The sequence below is a fragment of the Flavitalea plasmicola genome, from assembly GCF_030546645.1.
Lineage (GTDB): Bacteria > Bacteroidota > Bacteroidia > Chitinophagales > Chitinophagaceae > Puia.
The window spans coordinates 333,455-348,335 of the sequence record NZ_JAUOTO010000008.1 but is presented as its reverse complement, the minus strand read 5'-3'; the positions used below and the strand labels follow the sequence as shown (position 1 = coordinate 348,335).

12 protein-coding genes are annotated in these 14,881 nt (G+C 51.6%); 6 read left to right on the top strand and 6 right to left on the bottom strand.

Annotated elements, in window-relative coordinates; all coding sequences use genetic code 11:
• Nucleotides 1-25 precede the first annotated feature (25 nt).
• The gene (locus tag Q4E93_RS29275) at nucleotides 26-412 is read left to right on the top strand and encodes a VOC family protein (RefSeq protein WP_303591462.1); all 387 of its coding nucleotides are present in this window, start codon (nucleotides 26-28) and stop codon (nucleotides 410-412) included.
• Between the two features lie 130 nt (nucleotides 413-542).
• The gene (locus Q4E93_RS29270; protein WP_303591461.1) at nucleotides 543-2,471 is read left to right on the top strand and encodes a T9SS type A sorting domain-containing protein; all 1,929 of its coding nucleotides are present in this window, start codon (nucleotides 543-545) and stop codon (nucleotides 2,469-2,471) included.
• Nucleotides 2,472-2,475: 4 nt separating this feature from the next.
• Here Q4E93_RS29270 and Q4E93_RS29265 read toward each other — a convergent pair whose 3' ends face one another.
• Entirely contained in the window at nucleotides 2,476-3,231 is a 756-nt protein-coding gene (locus Q4E93_RS29265; protein WP_303591459.1) for a LytR/AlgR family response regulator transcription factor, read from the bottom strand.
• Between the two features lie 12 nt (nucleotides 3,232-3,243).
• Nucleotides 3,244-4,299: a sensor histidine kinase gene (locus tag Q4E93_RS29260; protein WP_303591458.1), complete on the bottom strand. Its 1,056-nt coding sequence runs from the start codon at nucleotides 4,297-4,299 to the stop codon at nucleotides 3,244-3,246.
• A 124-nt stretch (nucleotides 4,300-4,423) separates the two neighbouring features.
• Here Q4E93_RS29260 and Q4E93_RS29255 point away from each other — a divergent pair, with 124 nt between their 5' ends.
• Together Q4E93_RS29255 and Q4E93_RS29250 are read left to right on the top strand one after the other, a co-directional pair.
• Nucleotides 4,424-4,576: a hypothetical protein gene (locus Q4E93_RS29255; RefSeq protein WP_303591456.1), complete on the top strand. Its 153-nt coding sequence runs from the start codon at nucleotides 4,424-4,426 to the stop codon at nucleotides 4,574-4,576.
• Nucleotides 4,551-6,821, top strand: a complete 2,271-nt coding sequence (locus Q4E93_RS29250; protein ID WP_303591454.1) for a carboxypeptidase regulatory-like domain-containing protein — start codon at nucleotides 4,551-4,553, stop codon at nucleotides 6,819-6,821. Before Q4E93_RS29255 ends, Q4E93_RS29250 begins: the two co-directional genes overlap by 26 nt.
• 6 nt (nucleotides 6,822-6,827) lie before the next feature.
• Here Q4E93_RS29250 and Q4E93_RS29245 read toward each other — a convergent pair whose 3' ends face one another.
• From Q4E93_RS29245 to Q4E93_RS29235, 3 genes are all read right to left on the bottom strand, one after another.
• On the bottom strand, nucleotides 6,828-7,313 hold the full coding sequence (locus tag Q4E93_RS29245; RefSeq protein WP_303591452.1) for an anthrone oxygenase family protein: 486 nt from the start codon (nucleotides 7,311-7,313) through the stop codon (nucleotides 6,828-6,830).
• A gap of 65 nt (nucleotides 7,314-7,378) precedes the next feature.
• A complete protein-coding gene (locus tag Q4E93_RS29240) occupies nucleotides 7,379-8,041 on the bottom strand; it encodes a (4Fe-4S)-binding protein (protein WP_303591450.1) in 663 nt (220 codons plus the stop codon).
• A 50-nt stretch (nucleotides 8,042-8,091) separates the two neighbouring features.
• Nucleotides 8,092-8,970, bottom strand: a complete 879-nt coding sequence (locus tag Q4E93_RS29235) for a bestrophin family protein (protein WP_303591448.1) — start codon at nucleotides 8,968-8,970, stop codon at nucleotides 8,092-8,094.
• Nucleotides 8,971-9,043: 73 nt separating this feature from the next.
• Here Q4E93_RS29235 and Q4E93_RS29230 point away from each other — a divergent pair, with 73 nt between their 5' ends.
• Together Q4E93_RS29230 and Q4E93_RS29225 are read left to right on the top strand one after the other, a co-directional pair.
• The gene (locus Q4E93_RS29230; protein ID WP_303591447.1) at nucleotides 9,044-10,132 is read left to right on the top strand and encodes a cobalamin-independent methionine synthase II family protein; all 1,089 of its coding nucleotides are present in this window, start codon (nucleotides 9,044-9,046) and stop codon (nucleotides 10,130-10,132) included.
• A 77-nt stretch (nucleotides 10,133-10,209) separates the two neighbouring features.
• Complete coding sequence (locus Q4E93_RS29225; protein WP_303591445.1) at nucleotides 10,210-12,180, top strand: T9SS type A sorting domain-containing protein; 1,971 nt, start codon at nucleotides 10,210-10,212, stop codon at nucleotides 12,178-12,180.
• On the opposite strand, the gene Q4E93_RS29220 is transcribed toward Q4E93_RS29225, so the two are convergent.
• Nucleotides 12,177-14,666 (bottom strand): DUF5686 and carboxypeptidase-like regulatory domain-containing protein, encoded by a 2,490-nt coding sequence (locus Q4E93_RS29220; protein WP_303591444.1) that lies wholly within the window; start codon nucleotides 14,664-14,666, stop codon nucleotides 12,177-12,179. The two genes, Q4E93_RS29225 and Q4E93_RS29220, sit on opposite strands and share 4 nt — an antisense overlap.
• Nucleotides 14,667-14,881 lie beyond the last annotated feature (215 nt).

The following is a 14,881-nucleotide window of genomic DNA, read 5'->3' as shown; positions in this document are numbered from 1 at the left end:
ATTTATAATTTTTAAACCAGCCACTATGTTCAGCTTTGAAAAATCATTTAGCACTTTTTCTGTCAATGACCTTGGAAAAGCCAGGGATTTTTACCAGAAAACATTGGGACTTGATGTAAAGGAGCAGCCTGAAGGGCTTGACCTGAACCTTCCCGGTGGTCAGCGGGTCTTTATCTATCCGAAACCGGATCATACTCCGGCCACGTTCACGGTGTTAAATTTCCAGGTAAAGGATGTCGAGGCCGCGGTAGACGAACTTGCGGCTGAGGGGGTGCAATTCGAACACTATGAAGGCCAATTGAAGACAGACGATAAGGGCATCGCCCATGGCAGCAATGGTACGGGACCGGAGGCGATCGCCTGGTTTAAAGACCCGGCCGGCAATTTTATCTCTTTATTAAAAGAAAGGTGATTCCCATAATTGTAAATTTTTTCCAAAAATTGGACACCGGCGATAGCTATTCTTAGTTAAGGCGCTGGTAATCAGGTGTAATGTTTGTAGCCCTTTATTTGCACTATATATTACATAATCCAATATGTTTATGAAGGCTTCTTACCCTGAACAACTGATCCGTATTTTTATCATTTACCTGGCGTCCTGCTTTTGTTTGCGGCAGTCTTTCGCACAAAGCTATTATCCCGGGGGGCTGGGCAATGCCAACCTCCTCATCTGGCTGAATGCCAACAAGAGCAGTTCCATTACAAAGAATGGTTCTAACCAGGTGAGCCAGTGGTCGGACCTCAGCGGCAACGGGTATCATTTTTCCCAGGCGACCGCGGCCAATCAGCCTGTGTACGGGGCGACGGCAGCGCCCAACGGACGACCGGGGTTGACATTCACCTCCACCAGCTCGCAATATTTAGCCCTGGCAAGTTTGCCTTCCAGCATATCCTTTGCCGGCGGCATCAGCACTTTTACCCAGGTGAGCTTCAATGCCTCGCAGACCAGCTGGGGGTGGGAGAGGATTTATGATTTCGGCAACGGCCAGGCTTCCAATAATCTCACTTTCGGTAGAAAGGGCTCCACCGCTAATTTTTACTATGAGGGTTTTATAGGCAGCACCGGCGACCAGACATATACCACCACCTCTCCCATTGTGAACGGGTCCAGTAACATCTATGAGGCCGTCCAACAAGGCGCACCTCCCGGGAACTATACCGCTGTAAAGCACTATTTGGCAGGCACTTTACAGGCTGGTTCCGGTGCGTCTGGTACCAATACCTGGGTACCGGCTTCGATCGCAAGGACTAAAAACTACATCGGCCACAGCAACTGGGCCGTGGATGATTATTTCTCCGGGACCATGTCCGAGATACTGATATACAAAACCGCTTTCAATACCACGCAGCGCGTCATCATGGAAAATTACCTGTCAGCGGAATGGAACCAGGCGGTGGGCGTCTCCAGGTATACCCCGGCGACCACCACTACCTATGGTACTAATTTGGTCGGAGTAGGGTACACCAGCTCAACGGATTATTTTTTGACCAACCCTGCCGGTGCCACGGACGGCTTTGGTTTCAGCAGCGGCATAGGGGCGACGGATTTTTTAAATACGGCCGGTTACCTGATGGCCGCACACAATGGTCAGAGCAATACCACGCTCAGTAATGTGAGTATTTATAATATTACAAGCGCCAGCAGCATCTCGCGCTGGAACCGCAGCTGGAAGCTGCAGAAGACCGCAGGTAATGCGACGGGCGTTGTTACGATCAACTTTAATTTTTCGGACTATAACGGGACGACACCCTCCAGCGCCAATACATACGGCCTTCTTTTCAATGCCACGGACGGGACCTTCGCCAGTGGCTTTAACGATGTGGTGACGACGGTGTCCACCCCCACCGTATCAGGCAATATAGTATCCTTCGTGGTCAACGCCGCCAACCTGGCGAACGGCTATTATACGATCATTTATAGCTCCACACCCCTTCCTGTCCAGTTGACGGGATTTACCGCCTCCAGGCAGGGGAATAGCACCCTACTGAAATGGAACGTTGCGCAGGAGACGAATATGGATCACTATGAAATACAGCGTGGAGTAAATGCGGCAGATATCTCCACCATCGGTGAGGTGCCCATTAATGGCAACAGCTCCCTGCCTACGCAGTATAGCTATTGGGATAGTAAGCCAGCCACTGGCATGAATTACTACCGGTTGAAGATGGTCGACAGGGATGGGGCCAGCACTTATTCCATTATAGTTCCTGTGAGTTTCCCGGTGGATCACGCTGTTGCAATGAGTTTGTTCCCCAACCCCGTCGTGGACAGGCTGCATATCATGGTGACCGATCCCGCGGGCGTGATCAGCGCTCTGATCATCGACGCCCGGGGACAGGTGGTGCGGACGGTGACCTCGGCCGCTTCGGAAGAGGTAGATGTGCCAGTGAGCGATCTGAGCAAGGGAATTTACATTGTCGAAGTAAGGGCAGGTGCGGCAAAATATGTTCAGAAGATCCTGAAGAATTAAGTCTTCAACCCAACCAGTCCTTGAAGCCGGAGACCCTTTCACGGCTGACGATGGTGTCGGCCTGGGCCGGCAGGGAAAGTTCCAGCTTGAGGCGTCCTCCCAGCCAGGTATGCACCTTTTTGATAGATTCGATATTGACGAGCAGCTGTCTGTTGACCCTGAAGAACTGTTGAGGGGACAGCAGCTCTTCCAACTGATTGAGATTATTGTCCAGCAGGTAACTATTGCCATTGAAATCAATCGCGTAGCAGAGTTTTCCGTCCGCGTAATAATAAGCCGTGGCGGCTGTTTTGAGATAATGCAGCTGTTGGCCTCTTTTGATCAGCAGGCGCTCCTTGTACCGGGTGGCGCCCAGTTCCTGCAGCAGCCGTTCGATCTTTTCAGGTAATCCATTGTCCTGGCGGAGATAGAGCTGTTTGTACTTTTCGACAGCCTGCTGCAGTTCCTGCTCATCGATGGGTTTTAGCAGATAATCCAGGCTATTGACCTTGAACGCCTTCAGGGTATAGTGATCAAAGGCTGTGGTGAAAACGATGGGCGGTGCCAACCTGGCCTGCTGAAAAATATCCCAGCAAAGGCCGTCAGCAAGCTGGACATCCATGAAGATCAGGTCGCACCCAGGACCGGCGGACAGGTATTTGACGGACGATTCCACGCTGTCCAGTCTTTTTATCACCTCAATGCTTTCGTCGATCTTTTCCAGCATGCGGGTGAGGCGATTGGCGGCAGGGGTCTCATCTTCTATAATGACTACTTTCATTTTCACTATTAGTTAATTCCCTATAAGGGGAATGGAAACGGTGAAGCAGGCGGGCCCTTCCTCCACTTCGATGGGGCGGCCGTCCAGCAGCAAGTACCTGTTGCGTATATTTTCCAGCCCAATACCGGTGGATTCGTAAGCTTGATTCTTCTTCTGCAGGTTGTTGCTGACGATAAGCCGTCCATCCTGCGTATAGACATCGATCCGCAGCGGTCTTGCCGAGGAAACAACGTTATGTTTGATGGCGTTCTCCATGAGTATCTGAAGGGACAGCGGCACGATCTTCTGTTGTAATTTTTCTTCGGCAACGCGGATGGAAATATCCAGGTTGTCGCCAAAGCGGGTTTTGAGAAGAAAAGCGTAAGCCTGCAGCACATCCAGTTCTTCCTTCAGTAGGATACTTTGCTCATTCTTCACTTCCAATATGTGCCGGTAGACCCTGGAAAGCTGCTGTACGAAATCGATCGCCTGTCCGGGGTTGTCGGGAATAACGGCGCTTAGGGTGTTCAGATTGTTGAAGAGAAAGTGAGGATTGACCTGGGTTTTCAGCGCTTCCAGCTGTGCCCGGAGGCTTTCCCTTTTCAACATTTCTTTTTCTTCCACGGATTTGCGCAGCTCGTTCATGAAATAAATGCTCTCGTAGATGGCACATACCAACAGGGTGCTGAAGATGGCGGCGGCATTGCAGTTAATGGCGAACTCACCTGTTTTGAAGGAAAGATTCCGCTGCCGCATAAGGTCTTCGCAGACGTCCTTTAACAGGTAGCTCAGCAGGTTGTTGACCAGGATGGCGGTCAGCAGGATCAGGGAGGTTTGGATCATCAGCCTTTTTTTCACCTGGGTAAAGGACGCGTATCGTTGGCGGGTCCGGATCATGATCCAGCGGCAGGTGATCCAGATGACTGTGGTGATGGCAAAGGAGGGCCAATAAGCTGCCAGGGGATAATAGGGCGGCTGCCCGATCCTCCAACCGAAGAAGATGACAGGTACCAGAAAAGAAAATAAAGGAATGCCTACGAGCATCACCAGCCTGTCGTCGAATCCTATTTTACTGTTGGACCATCTCATGGTGTAAAAGTACATATTCGAAATAAGACGATTGGTTAAATTCATCCGGCTTATTCCTCTTTTCCGACGGCTCACTCCTTTTCCATTGCGGCTGCGGCCGGAGGCCTGTAGTATTGTGCACAATATGCAAAAGCTAACCTTATTGACGATGATCCTTGGGCTGTCCCTGACCATGCCGGCCCAATCGCCCCGCCTCACCCAGATCGTACGGGGAGTAGTGATCGACAAAACTTCGGAAGCCACTTGGGGGAGTGACAGTGCAGGTAACCAGCGTTAACCCGGTGATCGGGGTCGTGACGGATGAAGCGGGCAGGTACGTTTTACCCGCCGTTCCCCTTGGCCGTCAGCAATTTTCCTATGGCAGCGCCGGTTACCAGCCGGCAGTGATCCCGGAAGTGCTGGTCACGGCGGGAAAGGAGGTGGTGCTGGACGTTGCACTGGAGCAAAAATTGGTCACCCTGGATGCTTTGACCATTACTGCTCCCGTCACCAGGAAAGGTGCGGCTGCGAATGAATTCACGGCCGGCAGTGCCCGGTCGTTCAGCCTGGAGGAGGTGACACGTTATGCCGGGGGAAGGAATGATCCCTCCAAGCTGGTGAGCAATTATGCAGGCGTTGCGGCCAACAGCGATGCCCGGAATGATATCGTCGTCAGGGGGAATTCGCCTACCGGCGTACTGTGGAGGATGGAAGGCAGCCCCTCTCCGAATCCCAACCATTTTTCGGCGTTGGGCACCACCGGAGGGCCCGTCAGCGCGTTGAATACCAATGCGCTCAAGGCCTCTGACTTTCTCACAGGAGCCTTCTCCGCCGAATATGGGAATGCGGTGGCGGCAGTTTTCGATATCAATCTCCGCAGCGGCAACAGCAGCAAGCATGAACAGACAATACAGTTGAATACTTTCAGCGGAGTGGAAGCTACTATCGAGGGGCCCCTCAACCACAAGAACAATGGTGCGGCCTATCTCGCGAGCTATCGTTACTCTTTTGCACAGATAGCCAACTCGATCGGTCTCAACATCGGGACGAAGGCCACTCCAAAATACCAGGATTGGGTCTTCAATGTTACCACGGGAAACAGCGGCGCCGGAAAGTTCTCCTTTTTCGGCATGGGTGGATGGAGCAATATCGCTCTGCTGGGCAGTAAAGTGGATTCAACTGATTTTTATGGACAAGCCGACCAGGACGGCTATGATAAAAGTAATTTTTCCATCTTTGGCGTGAAGCATACGTTGGATCTGGGCAATCGCACCTATCTGCGTACTGTGGTGTCCTACGCCCATACGATCGATGCCTATGACGAATATCGCTATCCTGATCCCGTGCCGCCTTATGAGAGCCGGTGGCTGCATTATTCCTCGAAAAATACGACCAGCACTTTTCGCGTCAGCACTTATCTCAACAGCAAGGTCAATAGCCGCCTGTCTTACCGCGTTGGTGCGACGACGGAGTCGTTGGGGCTGGACGTAAGGATATTGGATAAGACATCCAGGCCGGCCGCGGAGCCTTTTGATACGGTGAGCAATTACAACGGCACTCCTTTTCTGGTGCAATATTTTGGGCAGCTGAAATACCGTGTCAGCGAGCAATTCAGCATTTTGGGCGGCTTGCATGGCATGCATTTCGATGTCAATAACAGCGCTACGCTGGAGCCGCGATTGTCATTGGCGTACCAGCTGCCTGCCAGACAGTCTGTCTCCTTGAGTTATGGGCTGCATAGTCAGCTGCAGCCGCTGCCGGTGTATTTCCAGCAGATGAACGAGATGACGGGAGAAAGAAACCCCGGCAACCGCGACCTGGGATTTACCCGGGCGCATCATTTCGTACTGGCATACGAGAAGCGATTTTTGCCGGACTGGAGAATAAAGGCTGAATTCTACTACCAGCATCTGTTCAATGTGCCGGTGGAAAGGCAGTTCAGCGGTTTTTCCATGCTTAATGCAGGCGCCGACTTCGGATTCCCCAATAAGGTGGGATTGGTGAACAAGGGGACGGGCAACAACCGGGGAGTAGAGCTGACGGCTGAGAAATTCCTCAGCCGGGGTTACTATTTTTTATTCACTGCCTCCATCTTCGATTCGAAATACAGAGGCAGCGATGATGTCGAACGGAATACGGCTTTTAATTACAAAAGGGTTTTCAATATGCTCACAGGCAAGGAATGGAAGGTGGGCCGCAGCGGGAACAATGCATTTACGTTCGATGCCCGTCTGTCCTCTATTGGAGGGCGCTATACCACGCCTGTCAATGTGCCGGCCTCCGTCCTTGCCGGATACCAAATATTGGACACCCTGCATTATAATTCCCAGCAGCTGGATGGATATTTCAGGCTGGATGTCAAGCTGGGTTTTCGCACCAACAGTAAGAAACACAAGCTTACCCAGACCTTTTACCTGGATCTGCAAAATGTGACGAACAGGAAAAATATATTCCTGGTGCAATATAACCAGGCAAAAGGCATCGCTGAGCCTGTCTACCAGATAAGATTTTTTCCGGATATTTTATATAGGGTGCAATTTTAAGGAGTATTATTTGATTGTTTTCAGTGGAGTCAGGTAAGCCATGACAGCGAGCAGGAAGGAGAGGGTGGCGGCAATGGTCCTGACCAGGTGCCAGGCATTCCAGGGACCTTCAAAGTCAGTCCGCATCCGGGCGAGCGCTTCCGGGGAGGCGGCAGAGAGATCGAAAGCATCGAGGCGGTCGTTCAAAGGGACATTGCCAATCATGGTGAAGCCAAAGACACACACGACATATATAACGGACGCTGCCAGCAAATAATAAAAAGGCAGGGATGCCGGCCTTTCGAAAATGCGCCAGGTACTGACGGGCAGCAGCAGGGCCGTACCCGTGAAGACAATGAGAAACACGGGGTTCAGGATCGCGCGATTGATGGATTGCATAGCGGCGAGATAGCTGGCGTCAGAAAGCCGGCCCAGGCCGGGGTTGACAGAGCATGCGTAAGCGAAAAACAGGCCGGCCATCAAGCCGCTGCTGCCCAAAACGAGTAGTTTCATCTTTTTTAAGACAAAATTGCCGTATTGGAGGCGCTTAAAATAGAATAAATCCGACAATGCCTGTTCTAGGTGGTCTGTTGGTCTTTTTCGTTGCGGACATACGACAGGGCCCCGGTGGGGCATTTATTCACCTGGTCGATGATGGCCGCTGTATCGGCCCCGCTCATGTTTATCCAGGGCCTGCTCTTCAGGTCGAATACACGGGGCAACTGGGTGACGCAGCGGCCGGAGTGTTTACAAACTTCGGGTTTCCAAATGACGGTGATGTCATTATTGGGATACTTCATCTCTTTTTCCACTGCCTCTTCATGGTATACAAAGCTGCGGACCTTGATGCCACCTTCCAGGATCTTTGAGATAGGGCAATGTTGGGCGATCTCCAGTAACCTTTCTTTTTTCTCCGGATCGGGCGGCAGGGGGCCTGGGAAAGAGATATCCCTGTCAATTACAGTGGTGGTCTTATCGTCCTGGATAGTGTGAAAGAGATTGGCGCTTATTTTTATTTCCGGGATATCCCAGCCTTTGCGATCGATGTACATGCGGAGAGTGATCAGCGTGCAGCTAATAAGGGAGGATAAAAGCAGGGTGCTGGGGTCGGGTCCCGTATCTTTTCCTCCTGTATGCTCCGGCTCGTCCGCGATGAATTTCCCGTTCCGCCATTCGATGCTGCATTGGTATTTCTCCGTACCGATGGTCCCCGAGACAGGTTTTTCGAATTTATAATGCATGTGCATGGATTTTAGTTAGCGGGACAAATTAGCGAAAATTCCATTGTGAATCACAGCAACTCGTGGATATGCACCTGGATATTGTGGGCGATCTTCGCTGTGGGCAGATCATTGGAATCTTTGCCGAAAGGATCTTCTATTTCTTCCGCGATCAGCTCCAGGCTGGCCACTACATAAAAGACAAACCCCGTCACCGGCACTATCAGGTAACCCATGCTGAAGACATATCCCAGCGGGAGGGACAGGACATAAAAAAAGATGAATTTCTTGATGAAGACGGTATAGGAAAAAGGGATGGGCGTATTCTTGATCCTTTCACAGGCGCCGCATATTTCAGTAAAGGACTGCAGCTCCGGGTTGAGGAAAATGAGCTGTTCGCCGCTGATCCTGCCTGCGCGGTGCAACTCCATCACTTTTGCCAGCATCAGGCCTGCTATTTGATTGGGGATATGTTTTTGATGATCCAGCTGATCGACAAGGGCGGGATTGTTGTCAAATAACTCAATCCGGGTGATGTCGTTGCGCAGGTGGTCCCTGAGGGCGGCGGCGTAGGAGGGTATGATGTTACGGAAAAAGCTGCAGCTCACTTCATCGTCTTTGCCCAGTATGGCGGAAAGTTTGATGGCCAGGTTGCGGCTATTGTTCACCAGGGCGCCCCAGAGCTTTCGTCCTTCCCACCAGCGGTCATAGGCTGTATTGGTGCGGAACACCAGCAGCAGTGAAATGACGAACCCCAATATGCTATGCAGTGCGGTGATATTCCTCAGGTGGCTGGTCTCCGACACCTTGAAGACGCTGGCTTCCAGAAATGCTATCAGCCAGGCATATCCGCAGAAAGCAACTATCAGCCAAAGCAGTTTCCGGAAAGTGTCCGCCTCGTGGAACCGGAAGATAAGAGAAGTCCATTCTTTGGGATTATAACTGACCATGTAAAGAAATTGGGGGTAAAGATAAATATTGTTACCTTAAGGTGTGATTTGTTAATTTTTAAAATGAAAAATCATGAACATACCTACAGAACAAATCGGAAGCATTCCTCGTCCTGTCGAGCTGATCCTTGGTATGAAGGCCTATGCGGCGGGTGAGCTGGATGACAGAGGCCTGCAGCAACTAATCGACGCAGCGCTTTCCGATACCATTCGACGTCTGGAGCAGACAGGGTCCGGAGTCGTCACGGACGGGGAGCAATCCAAGCCCAGCTTCGTCACTTATCCCATCGCCGGCATGCAGCATTTGTCACCCGATGGGGTAACCATTCCTTTCGCGGACGGGCATACCAGGCAGCTGCCAAAGATCACACAGGGGCCTTTCCGTTACCAGACGTATGCGGATGAATATCTGAACAACGCCAGGAAATGGACCAGGCTGCCTGTTAAGCAAGCGGTGATCTCGGCATCAGCGCTAAGTTTGCTTTATCCCACTGAGGGGATAGAAGGGTATTCCCGGGAGCAGTTTATCGTTGATCTCGTGGATGAGGCAGAAGCCGACATAAGAAGATGCCTGGACAGCGGAGCATATAATGTACAGATCGATTTCACGGAGGCCAGGCTGTCTTTGAAGCTGGATCCCAGCGGCGGGCTGTTGCGATCTTTCATCGACCTGAATAACCAGGTGCTAGGCCGCTTCACGGAGGAAGAAAGGAAGAAGATAGGGATCCATTCCTGTCCCGGAGGAGATCATGATTCGACGCACAGCGCCGACATTGCTTATACCAAACTTTTGCCTTTATTGTTCCAGCTCAATGCCGGGAGTTTTTACCTGGAATATGCGGCTGAAAGAGACAAGCCGTCAGTATTGCGGTCTATACGGGAGGCTATGCGGCCGGGGCAGCGTGTTTTCCTCGGGGTAACCGATGTGCTTAACCCGAGCGTTGAGACGCCCGGGGAGATCCGCGATGTTATCCTGGAGGCTGCCGAAATTATTCCTTTCGAACAGCTGGGCACGACGGACGACTGTGGATTTTCTCCTTTTGCAGATGATATTTCCACTTCCAGGGAGATTGCTTTTGCAAAGATCAAGGCCCGCGTAGACGGCACCCGGTTGGCGGAATTGGCCATATCTAAAGGTAGCTCAATGAGTTATAGATTTTAATACCTGGCAGGTCAGCAAGCTTCAGACTTGGACGTATTAGGGAAAAGCCGTATTTTACAGGCGTTGTCCAATATATTATGAAAGCCTGCGCAAGGATAGTATTGCTATTGACCCTACTTATTGCCGTCTGCCACTTCTCCAATGGCCAGTCGGTGTCCGGCATTGTGAATAGTTACTACCAGGTGACTGCCGTCAATAGCGGCGCTAATACGGTGACGGTCGACAACGCCGCGGGACTGACCGTGGGTCAGCGGGTCCTGATCCATCAGGCAAAAGGTGCGGCCATTACGGCTACCAATACTTCCACTTTCGGCGATATTACAGCGCTTAACAATGCGGGTGGTTATGAGTTCAATACTATCTGCACTATCAGCGGCAATGACGTCCGGCTGAGAGATCAGTTCGTCAATGCGTACAGCGTTGCCGGTCAAGTCCAGCTGGTGAGCATCCCTTCTTATTCGGATGTCGTCATTGCAGGGGCGGTGACCGCCTCGCCCTGGGACCCTGCAACGGGGAAAGGGGGCATTGTCGTGCTTGAAGCGTCCGGCACGATCACCCTGAATGCGGATATCGATGTCAGCGGTCTTGGATTCCAGGGCGGAGCGCTGGTGAACTATCCCACGCCAACGTATGATTGCAGTCCTTTAGACAATGTAACCAATTTCTTCCTGCCTATGCCGGCTTCGGGTAACATCACCGGCGGCAGGAAAGGGGAGGGTATCACTGGCTATATCCTCAATGCGGAATATGGAAGGGGCAAGCTGGCCAATGGCGGCGGCGGTGGTAATAATGCCAACACAGGCGGCGGCGGGGGCGGCAATTATGGAGCGGGAGGGATAGGAGGCAAGCGTGCCGGTGAGTCGATCACATCCTGTCATGGCCCTTATCCGGGCGTTGGGGGCTGCAGCCTGTCTTCCTATGGCTATACTACGGGCGCCAACCGGATCTTTTTCGGCGGCGGCGGTGGCAGCGGACATGAAAACAACGGCGTGGGCACGCCTGGCGGTAATGGGGGAGGTATCATTATCCTTTCGGCGGCGACTATTGCGGGCGGCGGCGGCAGGCTGCTGGCCTCCGGGATTGCTTCTGTCAATCCGACCAACAACGATCCCTACCAGGCAGAGGGGGATGGCGGCGGCGGCGGAGGAGGAGGAGGGGCGATCATTTTGAACGCTGCTGCCATCACCGGAGCTGTTACAGCGGAGGCCAAAGGCGGGCGAGGCTCCGACGCCAGCAACAGGGTGAATGACTGCACCGGCCCGGGCGGAGGAGGAGGAGGAGGGCTTGTATGGACGGCCGGCACCGGCGTTCCTGCGTCTGTCACGGCCGTAGTGAACGGAGGCTCCAACGGGATTGTCAGCCTTGGTAATACGAAGGTTGCGTGCCAGGGATTAGCCAACGGTGCGTTGCCAGGTGGAGCGGGACTGGGGAAGAGCAGCTATACGCCTCCCGTATCGGCGGGACCGACCTGTGTCGTGCTGGCATCGTCTGAGCTTAGGTATTTTACAGCGGACCCATCTGGTCCCGGCATTGTTGTAAGCTGGGCGCTTTATTCGCCAGCACCGGCGACGGACATCCGCAGCTTTATCATCCAACGGTCCGTCGACCAGTCCCATTTTACTGAAGTCGCTTCATTGCCAGCCAAAGAGGATCTGATCCTCTATCGTTATATTGACGCTGCAGAAAACATGGACGGTGATGTTTATTACAGGCTCGTATGGCAGCATGGACAAGGTGATCTCACTTATTCTCAAATAGCAGCAGTGAAACGAAGGGCGCCGCCGGCATCATTTTCCTTCCGCCTGCAGCCCAATCCTGTGACGGACCGGCCGCTGCTGACGGTGATGTCAGAGAGGGATGGGAGCGCAGTGGCAAAGGTCTACAATGCGCAGGGCGGAACGCTCCTGACGTTTGCATTAGTCCTTCATAAAGGCGCCAACTCCATTCCTTTGTCCCTGCATACATTGGCTCCGGCCACTTATTTCCTGGTTGTTGAAATGGAAGGGCGGCGACAGGTGGGATCCTTTATCAAGAGGGGTCAGCTTTAGAATTGGAAATGGAAGCTGCCGAAGATCCCGAAGTTGTAAATGGAATTTTTGTTATTGAGGACCACTACCTGCTGGGGCGGGGCAAAACGCCATACCAGGTCAACCCTGAAATACCGGAAGATATTGTCGATGCCGGTGCCGGCTTCCACGTATCCGTTGCTTCGCAAGGACCGAAGCCGGTAATTGGGGAAATCCTGCAGGTTCAGCTGTTTATTTGCCGGGGACAGGTCTCCCCAGACCGCTTTTACATTCCAGAATTGCCGTAAGGTCGTTTTGCGCAGGAAAGGCAGCAGGTTCAATAGTTTCTTTTCGAAATTATGTTCAAGGCTGAAGCCTGCATAACGATCGCTGATGTATTCAAAACGATTCATCAGGTTAAACGAATTTTTATTGTAGTAATAGATCTCGTTACCGGGATGGATCTCCAGCAGCATAAAAGGCAGGGGATCACCGAAGATCTTGCCTCCGAATACCCTGTAGCTGACCTTGCCCCAGCGGGGGAGGCGGAAGTCCTGGTTGAGGGAGAGGCTGATCTTCTGATATTTATAAGTATTGCCCAATACGTCAGGCAGGCTGGCAAAGAAGCCTGCTTCCAGCGTGGGTTTTTCACCGTTCATGCGGAACTCTCTTCTTTTCGTCCGGATGACCTTTGCGCCTGGAGAATAGCGGAGCTTTAATCCCAGCTCACTGGTGACGATGTTGTGATCCTCCCTGTTGGAGAACATTTCTTTGGGAGGCAGTGGAGCGAAGGTCTCATAGTCCGTCCTGGAAAAAGACAGTTGTGCGGAAAAGACATTACCCCATTCTTTCCGGACCCAGCACTTTGCTTCTTTTTCCATGAGGAATTTCTGGCGGATACCGTGCCGGCGGATGAGCTGGCTGAACAGGTTGTCGGTGGTAATATCCTCGTCATTGTTGCGGGTGCGACCATTGTCCAGATCTTTTGTATAGGAGGCGTGTACGCTATAGCCATTCTTTCCGGGGAATTTGTAGGTGAACTCTCCCTTGCCTTTGAACGTACGGTCCCTGAACCCATAGGCAAGGTAGCCGTGCAGCCATAGGTTCTCACTGAAAAGCCTGGTAGTAGCGACATCAAAGCGCAGGCGGACCTTTTCCAGCTGATTGCCGCTGATCCATTTGAACCAGGGGCCGATCTCTATCTTGCCCAGCTGTTTGCGACCGTCCACGATGAAGGTGGCGATATCGGTGTATTTTTTGAAGAGGGGCATTTTCTGCAACGTATCGATCATCTTATACACGCGCTCTTCGTTCTTACTGAGTGGCTCGGCCCGGTGGCTGCTCCAGTAAGCGGTATCTTTTTCCCGGGCGCTGTCCTGGATGACGACTTTTTCATTGAGCACATTTTTTTCCAGGGCCGCTTCGATGAAAGGCTCATTCATCCGGATGTTGCTATACAAGCTTGTTTTCCGGGCTATAAAAGCCAGCTTGTCTTTTTTTAGGGGGGAAAGCTCCGCCACGAATTTGTCTTTGGTGAAGACCCACGAGCTGTCGCTGCGACGGGAAAATTCCTGTATGAGACTCAGCCGGTTGACAAAGTTAATGCTGGCTGAGGAAGACATATTCAACGTGATCTTCCGGATGCCCCAGCTGGTGTGATGGACCCAGCAGTCGCCGGCAAAAGTATTCTCTCCTTCTCTTTTAGGAGTAAACAGCAGATGGAGATAACGCTCACCTGCAATGTACTGTGTATCCGCGCCCCTGTAATTGTAATAATGATCACCCACGGAGCTTAAGGGGCTGATGAATTCCTTACCGAACAAAGTCATATAGTTGTCGTAGGAATTGATACGCTGGTTCAGCCCGCCCATGTACTGAAGGATGGATTCATTTTTAATTCCATTGGTCTTGATGGCCTTGATCTCCTCTCTTTCCCGCAATGGGTTGATCGCGAAATAGCAGTCGGAGATCGACTCGGTGATGAATACGGGTAAAAAAGGTTTGTCTTCCGACACGCTGTCGATATTATCCAATATAAATCCAAATGGTTTTAGTAATTTGTACTGTTCGAATTTTTTCCTGCTGAAGTTATCAATATCCACTTCCACCTTGTTGTATAGCTCATAGGAATAGCTCTCCTGTTTATACGGGTTATTGAGCGGTTTGTTAGCGACGATCTTTCTCCACCACAATAATCCGCGATTATACCTGGACTTGACGACCACCTCGCCGGCGTCACGGGTATTTTCCAGGAATACAGTCACCTCCGTCGTATCCTTAGACAATACCACGGGCACATACACGGTCTCAAATCCTACTGAACTGACCAGCAGGGTGTCGGCCTGTCGTCGGCCGGCCTGAATGGTAAAAGTACCTGCGCTGTCGGAAACAATACCGCGGCCGGCTTTTTTCCAGGAGATGCTGGCAAAAGGGATCCGTTCTTTGGTAAAGCGATTGCTGACGGTGCCGTGAACCACGACGCGCTGGGCGAGAAGAGCCGGAAGCCAGCCCAGCAGAAGCAAATTCAATAAAATGCAAAATAATATCGGTTGCTTTAGCGACAATGCAAAAAGGTTAGCGGGTTTTTGAATCAACAGGGGTGTTTACCCACTAAAGATAATGTTTCATCACTAAAATAAAAGCTTTGACCTAAAAGACTTATAGTGTGTAAATGAGGATATATTTTTTTATGTAATGGAACTTTTGGTTGGAATTATTACTATTGAAGCTCGTGTTGTTTGAA